Consider the following 15392-nt stretch of genomic DNA (forward strand, 5'->3'; position numbering starts at 1 on the left):
GCTGCGAACGGCCGGCGCAACCCGGGTCGGTGTCTGGGGCCGGCAACTCAACCCGCAAACCGTTGTAATGGCGCGACGCGAGAGCCTAGGATGTGGCCACAGCCCCACTCTGGGGACCAACTCCGGGACCCGCCCGCCACGATATCTGGACACACCTGCGGGTGCCCGAATCCTGGACATTAAGGGACGGAAAAGAACCATGGCCAAGTATCTGTTCGAAGCGAACTACGTGGGCGAGGGCGTTAAAGGCCTCATGCGCGAAGGCGGAACAAAGCGCCGCGATGCGCTCGTAGACGCCCTCAAATCCGTCGGAGGCTCGCTCGAGTGCTTCTACTACGCCTTCGGGGAGACCGACGTGCTGGGCGTCTTCGAGGTCCCGGAGCCCTCCGACGCCGCTGCGCTGTCGCTCATGATCAATTCGACGGGATCCGTGAATGTGCGTCTGAAACCGCTCATGACGCTGGAGGATCTTGACGACGCGGCGAAGAAAACACCGAGCTACCGGGCACCCGGGCAGTAGGGGCGCCGGGCACAGGCTGCAGCCTCCGGAGCCGCGGTATGCGGGAGAATATCCCCATGAGCGATCCCGGCGACTTCATAGATCTCGCGCTTCAGCGTGAGTCGTCGTGGAGCCGCGCGGAGGAGGCCGAGGCACGTCACGGCGGCGGCCACCGGTACTACGGCACATCCGTCGGAGCCGTGCGTGGAACGGTCCGCGATGCCCTCCGCCGCCACCCGGGGCTGCCGCACGATGACGTCACCGCGCTCAGCTCCGAGCTGTGGGAGGTGCCCGTCTACGAGCGCCGCCTCGCCGCCGTCGTGCTCCTGCAATCCCGCGTCAGCCTGCTGACGAACACGGACCTGACCCGGATCGAGGGCTTCGTACGGAGCGCACGGCTGGCCGCCCTCGTCGATCCGCTCGCCATCGACGTTGTTGGTCCCCTGATCGAGGGGCTCGACGTCGTCGGCAGGGTGCGCGCGGACAGTGTCCTGGACCGGTGGGCGCGGGATCCCGACGTCTGGCTGCGCCGGGCCGCCCTGCTGTCCCCGCTCCGCGCTCTCCGGGCCGGCACGGGGGACTGGCCCCGGTTCGTGCGCCACGCCCGTCTGGTGCTGCCGGCGCCGGCCGGCAGAACCACGAGGACGAGGACGGCGGGGTCGCCGCCGGGGCGGTCTCCCTCGTGCTTGCCGAGACGGCCAGGCACCGCCCGGATCTGGAATTCTGAGCCGTCGAATACGCCGGTGCCGTCAGTTCGCTGTTATTGCCGATCCAATTGGGGCCGACCGGCTGTGGCGTTGGTGAGCTGCGCGAACACGGGCACGATTTGGAGGGCTGCCTCGGTGAGGAGTACCGCGCCCGCTGGCCGTCACGGGCAGCGTCACGGGTTAGGAGTCCCGCGTCGGCGAGCCTCCTAAGACGGTCAGCAAGGATGTCCTGGGCGATCCCTTCCTTCGACCCGGACTGAAACTCACGGAGTTGGCGGCGACCGCCAACATCCCATCACGCAGCACCAGGACGCTCCAACGGTCAGCCCGACCGCGGTTTTGGCACCATGCACCTCCGGAAACTGCTTGCAGGTTTCCAGCACCCTGCGCTACGGTCGGCGCAGCGATTGCAGACTGCCAGCGGTTGAGGCTGACCGTTTCGCGCGTCGCCTCCGGCGCCCGACCACGACCAGGGAGCACCATGTCACTCGTTCGCGTTCACAACTTCTCCGTCTCGCTCGACGGATTCGGTACCGGTGAGGGGCAGGAGCTGGACGCACCCTTCGGGCACGCCGGGATACGCCTGATGCAATGGGCCCTTCCGACGCACTCCATTAAGCAGATGGCATTGAATGGCGAGAAGGAGGAGGGCTCCAACGGAATCGACGAAACCTTCGCCAGCCGGTGGGCCCCCGGCATCGGCGTGGAAATCATGGGCCGCAACAAGTTCGGGCCTCAGCGCGGCCCGTGGGCCGACGAGGCGTGGCAGGGCTGGTGGGGCGACAACCCGCCCTTCCACACCCCGGTGGTCATCCTCACCCACCACCCGCGCCCGCCACTGACCATGAACGGCGGCACCACCTTCCACTTCGTGGACGCCGAACCCGCCGAAGCGCTTGAGCAGGCACTGGCCCTCGCGCCCGGCGGCGATGTGCGTATCGGAGGCGGCGTCACCACGATCCGCCAGTTCCTTGAAGCTGATCTGATCGACCAGATGCACATTGTCCTCGTGCCGATCCTCCTCGGCCGCGGCGAGCGACTCTGGGACCGCCTCGAAGGACTCGAGCAACGCTTCCACATCGAGGCAGCACCCTCACCCAGCGGCGTCATCCACCTGACCTTCGCCCGGCGCGACCGAGTCGTCTAGTTGCAGGGAGTTGCTCTGGCATGCCAGCGAGGGGGGACCCAAGCCGTCACGAACGACCGTCCATAGATCACTTGCCCTCTGCTTCTGTTCCATGAAACGGTATCTATCGCTCCCTCATGGGGCATTCACTCGGCAGCAGGCTGCGGTTAGAATCAATCCCCCTAACAAAGTTGGGGGAAACGCAATTTCTTTATCATCCGTGTCTGCTCGCGCGAAAACCGGTCGACTCAACAAACTTGCTGGCTCAGCCATCGTCGTTGCGGCCATAGCGGCGTCGGGACTTTGAATATTCCCTTGGGCGCAGGATTAACTTTCCGGTCTCGGTGCCCTCGATCGATCCGATAGTCGGTGCACGGAATGCTGAAGACCCGTCTGGCCAGGGCCAACATGAGAACCGCGGGGGCAGACGCGGCGGCCACAACCTTTTCGTCGGTGGTTTGCGTCCAACTAGTCGATGGTTTGCGTCCAACTAATTGACCAGCATTGTCCCGGACCTGCCATTTCGGTCTCACGGAACAATGCCAAATACCGCTACGGTTCACACCTGTGGCCGTTCCGATAATACTTTCCACTTCCTACCGGCAGGGCGTCATCAAATGACGCCTGCAGGACGCCAAAATCCCGCCGGAGATCGGAACCGGAGGTTTATCAGGGTCTGCCGCCGGAATGGGATGGGGCCTAGCTTCCCGGCCGGCGTTCCACCACGGCATAGGCCTTTTCGTCGAAGAACTCCCAGTCGGTGATCACCATAAAGCCGAGGGCGTCCACGCGGTCGTTCAGGACATGCACGTCGAAGCCTCCGTCGCGGGGTTCAGCGTCCCAGGTGGAGACATGAACCTCCCCGTTTTCCAGCACCAGCAGTTCGGTGTTGACACTGAAGTCCTCCGGCGGCTGACTGCTCAGCTGGCAAATGGCGACACAGTGCCTGGTGACGTCGGGACTGTTCATTTTCGGGCCTCCGCTTCGGGGGAACGGTGATGGCATCATCCTATGCCTGGGGCCGGTTCCGGCGGCGTCCTCGCACTACGGCGACCACTGGCCGGCCTGAGCTGGATGTGACAGCCCGTAATCATTCCGTTACCGTTGTTAGGTGCCTGTTGTTTCCGAGACGGGCTCTTCCCAGCCGATTGCCTAACTCTGCCGCGGCCTGGGGATAACTCGCAGCAACGTCCGGCAGAGACGGGGAAACCAATTTTGACCCGCTGTTCTCCAGGGGTCTTGGGGTGAAGCCGCACGGCCCGTCATGAACGGGCCAGCGTGCGGCCGGGTGCCTCCCATCCGAATCCGACAGCTCACCTCGCAGGCATTGGGAGAGGTTCTTTTAATGACTTTTGTCAATACCCGTGCGCCCAAACGCGCCGATCTTCGCAGCAAACGCCGCACCGCCGGCACCGTTGGCCGCCAGGCCGCAGTACTTGTAGCCGCTTCCGGAATGGTGCTCAGCGGCGCCATGGCCGCGAATGCAGCCGACGCTCCGACCGAGCGCGACTCCGCACCGGCGTCGTCCGTTGACGTCAAGGGTCAGGTCTCCGCGCCGGTCCTGGCGGACTCCGCGGTGCAGATCACCTTCGAGCGCCCGGTCGTGGAGACGACCCCGGCGCCCGTGATCGAGGCGCCCAAGCCCGTGGCCGCTCCGAAGGCCCCGGCAGCACCCGCCCCGGCAGCACCCGCCCCGGCTGCCGCCGCCAAGGCGACCGTGAAGGTCCAGGCCGCCCCCGCCCCCGCCGCTGCCCCGGCAGCGGGTGGAGTGAACGCCACCCTGCTGGCCGTGGCGTACGGCCAGATCGGCATCACCCAGGACTGCACCGCGGTAGTGGAAAAGGCCCTGAACTCTGCCGGCATCCCGGTGGGCGACATCGGCCCGCAGGCCTTCCTGAAGTATGGCAAGGTCGTCGCGGCACCCCAGCCCGGCGACATCATCGTCCAGTCCGGTCACGTCGCCATCTACGCCGGCAACGGCCAGGCCATCAGCGGCGGCATGAACGGCGTCAACGCCACCATGACGCACCCGATGTCCTGGCTGACCGCCACGGGCCCAGTGACGTTCGTCCGCGCCGGCTAGCAGCACCGCTGGCAGCACGTCGAAGGCCGGTCGATCGGTTGCCTCGGGGGCAGCCGATCACCGGCCTTCTGCGTGCCCTGCGTCCGGCTCCACTGAATACCGCAGCAGCACCACGCCGTTGCCGAAGGTGCGGGTCTCCAGCAGCCTGAGCGGCGTCACCGCATCCATCTCCTGGAACAGGGCCTTGCCCAGTCCGATCAGGACCGGGTGCACATAGATCCGGTACTCGTCGATCAGCCCGAGCCGCCGGAACGACGCCGCCAGATCGGCGCCGCCCAGGGCCAGATCCCCGCCGGGTTCCTCCTTGAGCCTGGCCACTTCCTCGGCGATGACGTTGTGCACGACCTCGGTGTTCCAGCCGGCCGACGCCAGGGTTCTGGAGTAGACAATTTTGGGCATGTCCCGCCAGATCCCCGCGAACTCGACCAGCGGGGCGGGGCTGGAGGGGTCCTGGTCCGCCGTCGGCCAGAAGTCGGCCATCAGCTCATAGGTGACGCGCCCGTCCAGGAAAGCGCCCATGGTCCGGAGCTCGTCGTTGAAGTGGCGGTGCAGTTCATCATCGACCAGGTGCCAGCTCAGATCCTGCTCCGGGCCCTCGAAGAATCCGTCCAGGGACACCTGCATCATAAAGACGACCTTACGCATGACGGGCTCCTTCGGTTCACTGCCGGCCGGGGTTCCAGCGTACGCCGCACCCTGCCGCCGCGGCAGGGGAGGGACCGTCCGACGCCGGGCGGCAGCATATTGCCGTCCGCAGGACCCGCCGCCGCCGAGCGGGCCACGGGCGCCGCACCGGCAGCATCTTGCCGAAAATGGACGTCCGCGCCACGATAGGAGGAGTGGTCAGCCGCAACCGGCAACATCCTGCCGAATGGAGAAGCCCAATGGGTGATGTGTTGTCGATTGGAGCCAGCATCCGGAACGCCCGCAAGGATGCCGGCATCACGCAGGAGGACCTGGCCCACCTGGCCGGGACCTCGGTGCGCACCGTACGCGCCATCGAGACCGGGACGGGCAACCCCTCGCTTCGGGCCGTGGTGGCCGTAAGCGACGTCCTGGGCCTGCAGCTGACAGTGCGCTGATGGCGGCCGAGCTGCAGGACCTGAAGTTCGTCCGGGACGCGGACGTCTACAAGGGCGGGATCCTCGCCGGCCACCTCGGCCGGACCGGGTTCGGCGGGGTCCGGTTCAGCTATACCGCGGAGTACCTCGCGGGCAGCGGTCCGGCCGTGGCTGTCTCCCTCCCGCTGACCGGGGATGCGGTGGAAACCCCCGGGGGTGCGCTGCCGGCGTTCTTCGCCGGGCTGCTTCCCGAGGGCCACCGGCTCACCGTCCTGAAGAACGCGACCAAGACCAGCTTTGACGATGAGCTGACCCTGCTGCTGGCTGTCGGGGCCGACGTCCCCGGCGACGTCCAGGTGGTGCCGGCCGGCGAGCGCCCGGCGGACCCGCCCGCCCTGGCCGATACCTCGAAGCCGGAGACGCTTGACTTCTCCCTCCTGGTCGACGCCGTGGACCTCCACGGGCTGCCCGGAGTCCAGCGCAAGACCAGCGCCTCGATGCTGACCACGCCCCTGGCGGTCAGGGGCCACCGCTACCTGCTCAAACTGGACCCGCCGGAACATCCCCACCTGGTGGAGAACGAGGCCGCGCACCTGCAAGGGGCGCGGGCGCTAAAGATCCCGGTCGCCAGATACTCGGTCATCCGGGACCGGAACGGCCTGCGGGGGCTGCTGGTCGAACGCTTCGACCGGGTCAAAGGCCCGGCCGGAACCTGGGTCCGGCTGCCGCTGGAGGACGGGACCCAGGTCCTGGGCCTGCCGCCAGCGTCCAAGTACGGCGTCAGCTCCGAGGAGGTGGCAAGGGCACTCGCCGCTGTGTGTACCGCTCCGCTGCTCGCGAGCCGCAACCTGTATTTGCAGTTCGTCTTTGCCTGGCTGACCGGCAACGGGGACCTGCACGCGAAAAACCTCGCGGTCCTGGGCAGCCCGCGCGGATTCGTGATGGCCCCGGTCTTCGATGTCCCGTGCACCCTGCTGTACGGGGACGAAACCCTCGCGCTGCCGGTCTCCGGCAAGACCCGCCACCTCAGGGCCAGACACTGGGCGGAGCTGGCAGGTTCGCTGGGCCTGCCGGTGCGGGCCGCCCTCGCAGCGAACCGGACCGCGCTTGCCGCGGCCGCCGGGATTAGACTGGAGGAGTTGCCTTTCACGGGGTCCCCGCTGCACGGGGCCCTGCGGGAACTCCGGTTCCGTCGACGGGAGCTGGCCGGCTGATCCGGCCCCGCGGGCGTGGCCACTTGTGCTCCGGCCCGGCCGGGAGAAGAATGCAGGAAATTTGAAGCCGCGCCGCGGTTCGTTACTTTCGGAGGATAAGCATGCCCACCAGCCTGCCTGTGGCGTCAGCCGACGTCGCGCCCCCGTTGCTGTTCCGGGGTTGAGGCCGGTGGAATCCTGGGGACCCGGCCGGCACTACAGCAGCGTCCGGCACACACAAGAGTCAGCCCGGGGCGGGCCGCGCCTGCGGTTCACGGGCGGGATCCGCCCGCAGTTCCTGATTGCACTGGTGACCGTCCTCGGCCTGATCACAGCCGGGGCTGTTTACGGCACCATGCAGGCCAGGGATCCTCTCGGCGCCGGGGCTGCGCCGGCTGCGTCGGTGTCCGCCCCAGCAGGTGCCGCCGAGCCGCTGTCCGCCTCCGGCGGCGCGACGCCGTCCGCAGCACCCTCGACGCCTGCCGTCGCCACGCCCCCCGCGCCCGCCATCGGACCGGCGCTGGACGCGGAGATTAAGGCCGTGATCGCGGCCAACAGCGGCTCCCAGGTGGGCGTGGCCCTGATCGATGTGGCTGACGGGGATGTGCACGAATACGGGGTCAAGACCAAGTTCGTGGCGGCGAGCACCGCGAAAGTCCTCGCCGCAGCCGCGTATTACCACCTGGTGGAAACCGGCAAGGCCTCGCTGGGGACCCCGATGGGGGAATCCACCGCCGGCCAGCAGATCCGGCAAATGATCCAGCAAAGCAACAACAATTCATGGGCGTTGATCCTCGCCGCCGTGGGCCACAAGGGGCTGACCAACTATGCCGCCTCGATGGACATTCCCTATGACCGGACCGTGAACGCCCTGACCCCCGCCGAGATGGCAAGAATTCTGTCCGAGCTGTACAGCGGCCGGCTGCTCAACGCCGCCAACACCGCCCAGCTGCTGTCCTACATGCAGAAGACCAACTACGAAACACTGATCCCGGCCGCCGCACCTGCAGGGGTCAGCGTCTTCCACAAGTACGGGCTGCTCAACGGCAATCTGCACGACGCAAGCATCCTGGTGCAGGGGGATCGGGCGTATGTGTTTGTCGTCTACACGCTGGGCCGGGACGGGGCGGCTGCCCGGGCCCGCGTCTTCCACGAACTTACCAACACAGTCGCCGCCGGACTCTTTTGACGAAAGCGGCCGTTCACCGGAAGCACACACAACCGTACGCTGGAGAAGGGAAATGAATGCCATGAAAGCAGCCCAGGGAGACCGCATCATCATCCGTGGCACTACGGTCGAGTCATCGGACCGGCACGGCGAAATCCTGGAGGTCAAGGGGGCCGACGGGGCCCCGCCCTATCACGTCAGATTTGACGACGGCCATGAGACCATCTTGTTTCCCGGCGGCGATTTCGTCGTCGAACGCAGCAAGGGCGCCTGACCGCGCTAGAAGCTCGACGAACTGCCGGAGCCGGAGAAGCTTCCGCCGCTGCTGCCGTAGCCTGTGCTGCTGCCGCCGCCGCCCCGGGCGCTGCTGACACTGCTGACACCGCTGGTGAAGCCGGAGTTGAACGTCGGCACGGAGAGGAAGTAGTAGGAGGGGTACACGGTCCCCAGGATGCTGGGCTCGTACGTGCGCCCGTACTTGGCCTTGCTGCCGGCCTGTGCGTCCTCCATCTCCCGGTGCATGAGCCGGGCCTCCTTCTCGTCCTTGGCGAAGCCGGCAATCACGGTATCGGCATGGTTCTTGAGCAGTTCGGAGAGGTGGGTGCGCCCGTCCCGCAGCCGGTCCAGGGCGGTCTCGGGCGTGATGGTTCCGTCCGAAAGTTCCGTGGTCCACCGCTCGATCTCCCGGTGGGTCTCATCGCGGAAGGAGCGCAGGGCCGCGGCCGTCGCGGAGTCGCCCTCGGCGTTGCGCTTGCTGAGCATCTGTTCGATCGCGGCCAGGTCGGCGCGGAAGGGGGCAAGCTGCCGGTCCCAGGCGGGGGCCCAGGCGGAGCCCCGGTTAAGCAGGGCGTTGGTGTCGGCGATAACGTCGTCGAGGGCATCAAGCTCCGCCGCGGCGTCGGCGTAGCTGCGGATCAGCTTCAGGTTCGGCCGCCTGCTGAGATCCCGGGGCGAGAGCGCATGGACCCGGTTGGCGAGGCCGGTGGCGGTGTTGTACTTGGCCATAAAGGTGCGGTGCTTCTCGAGGACGGTGCTGCCGTAGCGGGAGGCCTCCGGGATGGTGCCGGCGTTGAGCTCAGTGACCTGGAGGTCCATGCTGACGTTGGAGTAGCTGGCGCTGCCGCGGGCCAGCGCCTTGCGGCTGTCCACCCGGGTCCGCCAGCGCACTATCAGCCACGTTCCGGCGCCCGCGACGGCGGCAGCAGCACTGGACCACGCCACGACCAGGAAGGCCGTGGAGCGGTACCACGGCTGATTGATCAGTTCCGCGCCGCGCTGGATCCCGGCGATGGTGCCGTCCGTCCACTGGGCGTCGCGAAAAAGTTCCTTGGAAGCGTCCTGGATGTCCTCGCGCTGTTCGGGCGAGACCTTCCGGTCCTCACCCATGTACGTCCCCACGTGCCGGCCCACCGGGTCCAGGGCGAAGATGAAGAGCCCGTTCGCCCACTTTTGTCCGTCTTCGCTGATCCACTCCGGATGCTCGGAGCGGGCAAAGCGCAGCACCTCCTCGTTGAAGTTGTCCGACGCCGAACCGTTATGGGTATAGACGGCCACCTTGGTGGGCTGGTAGAACTCGATCGCCTGCACCGCCGGCAGGAGCGTGTTCCGGTCCAGCACCCCGGCCCGGTCCTCCACGACGATGTCCCCCGGAGTGACGGCCTGCGCCGCCGGTCCGGTACCCACCAGCCCGATCATCACCAGAACGAGGAGGCCCAGGACTTTCCGTACGATTCCCATTTTCCGAGCGTAGCGCCTGGCGCATGCGGCGTCGACGTGCCCGCGCCGACCCCGTGCCCCTCTTTTCGGCTAGGCTTGCCACGTCCGACGTGGAAGGGGAATGCGGCAGTGTTCGAGGTTCCTGAACGGCCGGGGCAGTCATGACACCCACCACCCCGGTCGACGAGATGGACGGCCTGGTCGGTTTTGCCGCGCGTGCCGTTGACGCGTTCGGCGAGTGGGGCGTGGGGCTCTTCACCCTGGCGGAGACGGTCCTCCCGCCGATTCCCAGCGAGGTCATTCTTCCCTTGGCCGGGTTTCTCACTCGGCAGGGGACCATGAACATGGCTCTTGTCCTGGTCACCAGCACGCTGGGTGCCTATGTGGGCGCGCTGTTGCTGTATTGGCTCGGGGCGCGGATGGGGCTCGAGCGGTCCATCCGGTGGTTATCGAGGCTCCCGCTCATGGACCGCGAAGACTTTGAAACGGCCGCCGCCTGGTTCAGCCGCCATGGCAGGTCTGCGATCTTCTTCGGCAGGCTGCTCCCGGGCGTGCGCAGCCTGATCTCGCTGCCCGCCGGAGCCGAGCGGATGCACCTTGGCACGTTCAGCGCGTTCACGGTCGCGGGGAGCGGAATCTGGAACGGGCTGCTGATCGGGCTGGGGGCTCTGCTCGGGACCCAGTACCGGCTCATCGACGAATACTCACGGTTCCTCAACTACGCCGTCTATGCCGCACTGGCCGTCGCCGTCGGCTTGCTCATCGTGCGGGGCTTCCGACGGCGGCGAAACAGCAGGTCAGGGCCGAATGGGGCCTAAAGACACCGTGACGACGGGCACTGCCTGCTACAAACTGACTGCATGAGTCCAGCGGCGAAAGAACCCGAACCCAACCAACCAGAACCGGCCGCGCCTGAAGCAGCCGCACCGCCGCCGGAGGCGGGACCGGCAACGGAACCAGCAACAGGACCGGCCGCAGAACCGCGCCGGCCGGACCGCACCCTGCTCGCCATTCTGGCCGCGATTGCCGTGATCGTGGTTGTCGCACTGATTGTCGTGTTTACCCGCGGCGACCCGGCGCCGGTGGACGAGGCCACCCCCGCCGGGGTGGTCCAGCGGTATGCCGCCGCCGTGATTGCCGGGGACGAGACTGCTGCCGCCGCCTACCTGACGGACGCGGCCAAGAACCGCTGCAGCACGAACATGGAGCGGATGGCGGGGGACAACCTCCGCGTCACCCTTGTCTCAACGACCGAGCGGCCAGCCTCGGCGGACGTCTTGGTGTTGATAACCGTCTCTGAAGGCGGCGGGCCGTTCGGAAGTGCCGAGTACCAGATCGAGGACGGTTTTGACCTGGTCAAGATAAGGGACAAATGGCTAATCGACAGGGCTCCCTGGCAGCTGACGGTGTGCCATGACGGGGCGGTGAAGTGATGAGCGCCGACTCCGCCGTGGGCGGAGCGCAACGGACCGTCCGGCGCCTCATCACCTACCTGTTGCTCTTCGCCCTCGTGGTGATCGCGGCCGTCGGGCTCAGCGGACTGCTGGGGCGGCTCCTCGTTGCGGACACCGTGCTGGCCACCGGAGACGTGGCCGGCCTGGCGCGCTCGCTGGCCTTCGCCCTGATCGGCGGACCGCTCGCCGCGCTGCTCTGGTGGGTGGTGTGGCGGCGCCTGGGCGACGAGACGGAGCGGGCGTCCGTCGGCTGGGGCCTGTATGTGACCGGCGCCTATGTGCTCTCCCTGGTTCTGGCGACGAGCAACCTGCTCAGCACACTGACCACGCTGATCGGCGGCCAGTCGCTGCAGTGGCGCCCGTCTCTGGCCACCGGGCTGGTGTGGGCAGCCGTCTGGGTCTGGCACCGGTGGATGTGGCGGCATCCCCGCAAGCGGCCCGTGGACATAGCTGACGCCCCCACGGTTCTCAGCAGCTACATCGGGCTGGTGATTGGGGTCAGCGGCGCCATCTCAGCCCTGTCCGTCCTGCTGGACGCCGCTTTGCGGGGGGCGCTGGCCGCCGCGGCGGTGGGCAAGCCCTGGTGGGTCTCCGCACTGCAGTCCCTTGTCTGGGCCGTGGGCGGCGGGCTGGTCTGGTGGTGGCACTGGAAGCACGACGGCGGCCGGCGGCTGCGCGGCGATCTCGCCAGCGTCGGCCTCATCGCGGTCGGGGTCCTCGGCGCCGGCGTGCTGACCCTCGGCGGGGCGGGGGTCACGGTATTCGTCCTGCTGCGGCTCGCCTTCGACCGCACCGAACCGATGGACCTGCTGCTTGAACCGCTGGCGCCGTCGATTGCTGCCGCAGCGATCGGGTCACTGGTCTGGGTTTACCACCGCGGGCTGGCCCGTGGAAGTTCGGAAGCCATCCGGCAGGGGAGCCGGCTGGTGACGTCCGGCGTCGCCCTGGTGGCCGCTGCCTCCGGGATCGGCGTGATCGTGAACGCCGCCCTCGCCATGGCGGCGACCCCGCTTGCAGGCTCGGGGGCACGCACCCTCCTGCTCGGCGGCATCAGTTCGCTCCTGGTGGGCGGCCTGGTCTGGTGGCTCAGCTGGAAGCCGCTGGAGAGGACCTCCGTGACGACGGCCGGCCCTGCCGGCGATACCGGGAACTGGCAGAACGCCCGCCGGATCTACCTGATTGTGGTGTTCGGTCTCAGCGCCGTGGTCGCGGTCATCACCCTGCTGGTCATCGGCTACCGGATGTTCGAGTACGTCCTGGGCGACATCTCGGGCGGCAGCGTGGTGGACAGGATCCGGGCCCCGCTCGGTTTGCTGGTGGCCACCGCCCTCGTCGCCGGCTACCACTTCGCGGTGTGGCGCCATGAACGTGCCGTTTTCGCGGCGGCGGGGCCCGTCCGGAAGCGGACCATCGGTCACGTGGTCCTGGTGACCGGCACTGATCCTGCACCGCTGCGCCAGGCCATCGAGGACGTCACCGGGGCCAGGGTTACCGTCTGGAGGCGGGCCGACGTCGGGGCCGGTGCCGGTGCCGCTGCCGCTGCCGCTGCCGACGTCGGGGCCGGTGCCATTGCCCACCCCGGCCAGCTGGCTGGCCGGCTGGCCGAGGCGCTTGAGGGTGTAAGAGGAAACCGGGTGCTCGTGACGGTCAGCCAGGACGGCAGGATCGAAGTGATTCCGCTGCAGGGCTGAGGAGCCGGAACCCTGGCTCCTATTCCAGCTCGAACGTCCTCTTGTAGCTGCGCACCGCGTTATTGACGGTGGGGAAGAAGTGGTCCGGCCCGAACCGGCTGCTGACGCCGAACAGGATCAGGCGGTCCTTGATGGGGCCCTTCATTTCGGCGAAGACCAGGCTGATGCCGCGCTTGGCGAGTTCGTCGTCGAGGGCCACGAGGTCATCCAGGGCGGTGGTGTCCAGGCCGGTGATGGCCTCCGAGGCCACGATCACCCACCGCACTGGCGCCGGGGCGTTGGCCACGAGCGTCCGGATATGTTCGGTGAAGACGGTGCCGTTGGCGAAGAACAGCGGTGCGTCGAAGCGTGCGATCACGAGGCCGGGGATGCGCTGGCCCTCGGGGTGCCGGCTCAGGTCGTGGTACCCGGGCACGTCCCCCACACTGCCCAGCTCGGTGCGGTATGGGTCCAGGGCACGCACCACGAAAGCGATCAGGGACAGGCCGATCGCAACCACAATGCCTTCAAGGACGCCCACAAAGGCGACGCCCAGGAAGGTCGCGACCAGCAGGGCGGCCTCGGTCCGGCTCATTTTAAGCAGCCGGAGGAGCGTCTTGAGATCCAGGATCGACGCCGCGGCAACCATCACGACCCCGGCCAGCACGCTGGAGGGCAGGTAGGTCGTCAGCCCGGGCGCCAGAATCATGAACAGCGCCACCAGGGCGGCAGCAACGGCGCCGCTTAGGGGGCTCTTGGCGCCGGCCTCGACGGCGATCGGTGTGCGTGAGGCGCTGCCGGAGATGGGAAAACCGCCAAAGATGCCGCTGGCCACGTTCGCCACGCCGAGTGCCCCCATCTCCTGGTTGCCGTCGACTTGGACCCCGCTCCGGGCGGCGAAGCTCTTCGAGAGGACCGTGGTATCGGCGAAGGCGATCAGGGCGATGCCGGCCGCCGGCCCGAGCAGGGCGATGACGTCCTCCAGGCTGATTCCGCCGAGGGCAGGAGCCGGCAGGCCCTGGGGCAGGGCACCCACGGTGGGGAGCGCCGCCGTCAGGTCCAGGACGGCCGTCAGCGCCGTGGCGGCCACGACGGCGATCAGCACCCCGGGGAGCTTCCGGGGCAGGAAGCGGCACACCACAATGATGGCGATAGTTCCGGCACCGAACAGAAACGCCAAAGGATTGATGGCCCACTGGGCCACGGCCTGCGCGGTCCCGGAGGCGATGTCGATCAGTGAGCCGGCGGTGCCCGACACGCCAAGCAGCTTGGGCAGCTGGCTCACCATGATGACAATGGCGATTCCGTTGAGGTAGCCAACCCGGATGGGTTTGGACAGCAGCCCGGTCACGAACCCCAGTCTGAAAACCCTGCCGGCCAGAAGCAGGGCGCCGATCAGCAGCGCCAGAAGACCGGCGAGGGCCACCGCCTGGTCCGGATCCTTGCCCGCGAGAGGCAGGACGGCGGCGGCGATCATCGGTGCCAGGCTGGAATCCGGGCCAATGATCAGGACCCGCGATGGCCCGAAGACCGCATAAGCGAGCAAGGGGATGATCGATGCGTAGAGGCCCGTGACGGCCGGTAGCCCGGCGGCCTCGGCATACGCCATGCCGGCCGGAATGAGGAACGCGCTGAGGGCGGCGCCGGAGGCAAGGTCAGATTTCAGCCAGGGCCGTTCATAGTCCCGCATCATTCTGAGGCCGGGCGGTAGTTTCAGTGCCCTGGCGCCGCGCACGGTGGCCCTGGCTACGCGGCAGGGGCTGCGGAGTCGCCAGCCGCCGGCGCGTCTTGGCCGTACTCCGCCGAGATGAGGATGGGGAGGTGATCCGAGGCCCCACGCGGCAGGGTTTCGACATTTTCGATGTTAAGCCCCTGGGAGGTGGCGAAATCGAAGTGGCCCTTGAAGACCTTGTAGCGCGTGTACGTCCGCCGGTCACTGAGGGTCAGGTCGTAGCCGGCATCCTTCATCTTGGCCGTGAGGTTCTTGGTGAAGAAGGGGTAGTTGAAGTCGCCCACCATCAGGGACATCAGGCCGCCACCCATGCTGAGCAGTTCCGCGTGTGCGGCGTGGATCTGGTTCCGCCGCAGCGAGTTCGACGCCGTCAGGGGGGCCGCGTGGAACGACGCGATGACGAGGTCGTGATCCGTCTCATTGTCGATCACCCGGGTGCCGATCAGCCGTTCGTGCGCGGGGGAAAGGACGCGGTCGTGCAACGATTTCTTCAGGGCAAAGGTCTTCGTTTCATACGCGGTGAACCGGTCCATGCGGTAGTAGATCGCCAGGCCCAGCCGGTTGCCTTTGGTGGCGTCGGCAAGGTGAAGGTCACCAATGGTGTCCGGGAGGTCGTTCGTGTCGCACTCCTGGAGACACAAGGCATCAATCTCAAAATTGCGGGCCAGATCAACCAACTCACCGATGGCATGGTGCTTTCGCAGGTTGTAGCTGATGACTCGAATCAGGGGAGCACCTCTTCGGTGGATAGTCGTGGAAAGTCTGATTCCGAGTCTACCCAGTCGACGTCTGAACTGAGACGATCCCGATCCGCGGGGAAGGGTCCCCTTCACGCGTCCGCCGTCAAAGCCGGCGCAAAATCGTGCCGACAGCCTGACCCTAGACGTGCCGGTAGCCAATCCTGTGGGGTGTGCCCATTTCCGTGCCCCGGTTCCAAGGAACTGGGACGGGCTAGGCGTAGGGTGGAATTTAGATGATAGGAG

General features: G+C 67.2%; 16 protein-coding genes and 1 riboswitch. Of the genes, 11 read left to right on the forward strand and 5 right to left on the reverse strand.

The window, feature by feature from the left end; genetic code table 11:
• Window positions 1-199: 199 nt before the first annotated feature.
• The 3 genes from ACZYZ3_RS06290 to ACZYZ3_RS06300 all read left to right on the forward strand — a co-directional run bounded on the left by ACZYZ3_RS06290 (window position 200) and on the right by ACZYZ3_RS06300 (window position 2353).
• Window positions 200-520: a GYD domain-containing protein gene (locus ACZYZ3_RS06290; RefSeq protein WP_463962963.1), complete on the forward strand. Its 321-nt coding sequence runs from the start codon at window positions 200-202 to the stop codon at window positions 518-520.
• 56 nt (window positions 521-576) lie between these two features.
• Complete coding sequence (locus tag ACZYZ3_RS06295; protein ID WP_463962964.1) at window positions 577-1416, forward strand: DNA alkylation repair protein; 840 nt, start codon at window positions 577-579, stop codon at window positions 1414-1416.
• Window positions 1417-1687: 271 nt separating this feature from the next.
• On the forward strand, window positions 1688-2353 hold the full coding sequence (locus ACZYZ3_RS06300; protein ID WP_463962965.1) for a dihydrofolate reductase family protein: 666 nt from the start codon (window positions 1688-1690) through the stop codon (window positions 2351-2353).
• A 678-nt stretch (window positions 2354-3031) separates the two neighbouring features.
• Here ACZYZ3_RS06300 and ACZYZ3_RS06305 read toward each other — a convergent pair.
• Entirely contained in the window at window positions 3032-3301 is a 270-nt protein-coding gene (locus ACZYZ3_RS06305; RefSeq protein ID WP_463962966.1) for a hypothetical protein, read from the reverse strand.
• A 201-nt stretch (window positions 3302-3502) separates the two neighbouring features.
• Window positions 3503-3673, forward strand: a riboswitch (cyclic di-AMP (ydaO/yuaA leader).
• Between the two features lie 4 nt (window positions 3674-3677).
• Between ACZYZ3_RS06305 and ACZYZ3_RS06310 the strand changes: the two genes are divergently transcribed.
• Complete coding sequence (locus ACZYZ3_RS06310) at window positions 3678-4415, forward strand: NlpC/P60 family protein (protein ID WP_463962967.1); 738 nt, start codon at window positions 3678-3680, stop codon at window positions 4413-4415.
• 57 nt (window positions 4416-4472) lie between these two features.
• Here the strand turns inward: ACZYZ3_RS06310 and ACZYZ3_RS06315 are convergent, their stop codons facing one another.
• Window positions 4473-5060: a dihydrofolate reductase family protein gene (locus tag ACZYZ3_RS06315; RefSeq protein ID WP_463962968.1), complete on the reverse strand. Its 588-nt coding sequence runs from the start codon at window positions 5058-5060 to the stop codon at window positions 4473-4475.
• A gap of 239 nt (window positions 5061-5299) precedes the next feature.
• Here ACZYZ3_RS06315 and ACZYZ3_RS06320 point away from each other — a divergent pair, with 239 nt between their 5' ends.
• From ACZYZ3_RS06320 to ACZYZ3_RS06335, 4 genes are all read left to right on the forward strand, one after another.
• The gene (locus tag ACZYZ3_RS06320; RefSeq protein WP_463962969.1) at window positions 5300-5497 is read left to right on the forward strand and encodes a helix-turn-helix transcriptional regulator; all 198 of its coding nucleotides are present in this window, start codon (window positions 5300-5302) and stop codon (window positions 5495-5497) included.
• Entirely contained in the window at window positions 5497-6690 is a 1194-nt protein-coding gene (locus tag ACZYZ3_RS06325; RefSeq protein ID WP_463962970.1) for a type II toxin-antitoxin system HipA family toxin, read from the forward strand. Before ACZYZ3_RS06320 ends, ACZYZ3_RS06325 begins: the two co-directional genes overlap by 1 nt.
• Window positions 6691-6859: 169 nt before the next feature.
• The gene (locus tag ACZYZ3_RS06330; RefSeq protein WP_463962971.1) at window positions 6860-7858 is read left to right on the forward strand and encodes a serine hydrolase; all 999 of its coding nucleotides are present in this window, start codon (window positions 6860-6862) and stop codon (window positions 7856-7858) included.
• Between the two features lie 61 nt (window positions 7859-7919).
• Window positions 7920-8111 (forward strand): DUF1918 domain-containing protein, encoded by a 192-nt coding sequence (locus ACZYZ3_RS06335; RefSeq protein WP_463962972.1) that lies wholly within the window; start codon window positions 7920-7922, stop codon window positions 8109-8111.
• 5 nt (window positions 8112-8116) lie between these two features.
• Here ACZYZ3_RS06335 and ACZYZ3_RS06340 read toward each other — a convergent pair whose 3' ends face one another.
• On the reverse strand, window positions 8117-9574 hold the full coding sequence (locus tag ACZYZ3_RS06340; RefSeq protein ID WP_463962973.1) for a DUF5129 domain-containing protein: 1458 nt from the start codon (window positions 9572-9574) through the stop codon (window positions 8117-8119).
• 140 nt (window positions 9575-9714) lie between these two features.
• On the opposite strand from ACZYZ3_RS06340, the gene ACZYZ3_RS06345 reads away from it, so the two are divergent.
• From ACZYZ3_RS06345 to ACZYZ3_RS06355, 3 genes are read left to right on the forward strand one after another with little or no spacing between them, the layout of a single operon-like run.
• On the forward strand, window positions 9715-10371 hold the full coding sequence (locus ACZYZ3_RS06345; RefSeq protein ID WP_463962974.1) for a DedA family protein: 657 nt from the start codon (window positions 9715-9717) through the stop codon (window positions 10369-10371).
• A gap of 42 nt (window positions 10372-10413) precedes the next feature.
• Complete coding sequence (locus ACZYZ3_RS06350) at window positions 10414-10986, forward strand: LpqB family beta-propeller domain-containing protein (protein ID WP_463962975.1); 573 nt, start codon at window positions 10414-10416, stop codon at window positions 10984-10986.
• Complete coding sequence (locus ACZYZ3_RS06355; protein WP_463962976.1) at window positions 10986-12698, forward strand: DUF5671 domain-containing protein; 1713 nt, start codon at window positions 10986-10988, stop codon at window positions 12696-12698. The genes ACZYZ3_RS06350 and ACZYZ3_RS06355 overlap by 1 nt, the downstream gene beginning before the upstream one ends.
• 19 nt (window positions 12699-12717) lie before the next feature.
• On the opposite strand, the gene ACZYZ3_RS06360 is transcribed toward ACZYZ3_RS06355, so the two are convergent.
• Window positions 12718-14370: a SulP family inorganic anion transporter gene (locus tag ACZYZ3_RS06360; protein WP_463962977.1), complete on the reverse strand. Its 1653-nt coding sequence runs from the start codon at window positions 14368-14370 to the stop codon at window positions 12718-12720.
• Window positions 14371-14423: 53 nt separating this feature from the next.
• Entirely contained in the window at window positions 14424-15134 is a 711-nt protein-coding gene (locus ACZYZ3_RS06365) for an endonuclease/exonuclease/phosphatase family protein (RefSeq protein WP_463963001.1), read from the reverse strand.
• Between the last annotated feature and the right edge of the window lie 258 nt (window positions 15135-15392).

The sequence above is a fragment of the Pseudarthrobacter linnaei genome (assembly GCF_055412825.1).

Excerpts from the sequence above, each read along its gene's own strand:
- ACZYZ3_RS06290 (WP_463962963.1), top strand. The coding sequence starts at position 200 with ATGGCCAAGTATCTGTTCGAAGCGAACTACGTGGGCGAGGGCGTTAAA.
- ACZYZ3_RS06295 (WP_463962964.1), top strand. The coding sequence starts at position 577 with ATGAGCGATCCCGGCGACTTCATAGATCTCGCGCTTCAGCGTGAGTCG.
- ACZYZ3_RS06300 (WP_463962965.1), top strand. The coding sequence starts at position 1,688 with ATGTCACTCGTTCGCGTTCACAACTTCTCCGTCTCGCTCGACGGATTC.
- ACZYZ3_RS06305 (WP_463962966.1), bottom strand. The coding sequence starts at position 3,301 with ATGAACAGTCCCGACGTCACCAGGCACTGTGTCGCCATTTGCCAGCTG.
- ACZYZ3_RS06310 (WP_463962967.1), top strand. The coding sequence starts at position 3,678 with ATGACTTTTGTCAATACCCGTGCGCCCAAACGCGCCGATCTTCGCAGC.
- ACZYZ3_RS06315 (WP_463962968.1), bottom strand. The coding sequence starts at position 5,060 with ATGCGTAAGGTCGTCTTTATGATGCAGGTGTCCCTGGACGGATTCTTC.
- ACZYZ3_RS06320 (WP_463962969.1), top strand. The coding sequence starts at position 5,300 with ATGGGTGATGTGTTGTCGATTGGAGCCAGCATCCGGAACGCCCGCAAG.
- ACZYZ3_RS06325 (WP_463962970.1), top strand. The coding sequence starts at position 5,497 with ATGGCGGCCGAGCTGCAGGACCTGAAGTTCGTCCGGGACGCGGACGTC.
- ACZYZ3_RS06335 (WP_463962972.1), top strand. The coding sequence starts at position 7,920 with ATGAAAGCAGCCCAGGGAGACCGCATCATCATCCGTGGCACTACGGTC.
- ACZYZ3_RS06340 (WP_463962973.1), bottom strand. The coding sequence starts at position 9,574 with ATGGGAATCGTACGGAAAGTCCTGGGCCTCCTCGTTCTGGTGATGATC.
- ACZYZ3_RS06345 (WP_463962974.1), top strand. The coding sequence starts at position 9,715 with ATGACACCCACCACCCCGGTCGACGAGATGGACGGCCTGGTCGGTTTT.
- ACZYZ3_RS06350 (WP_463962975.1), top strand. The coding sequence starts at position 10,414 with ATGAGTCCAGCGGCGAAAGAACCCGAACCCAACCAACCAGAACCGGCC.
- ACZYZ3_RS06355 (WP_463962976.1), top strand. The coding sequence starts at position 10,986 with ATGAGCGCCGACTCCGCCGTGGGCGGAGCGCAACGGACCGTCCGGCGC.
- ACZYZ3_RS06360 (WP_463962977.1), bottom strand. The coding sequence starts at position 14,370 with ATGATGCGGGACTATGAACGGCCCTGGCTGAAATCTGACCTTGCCTCC.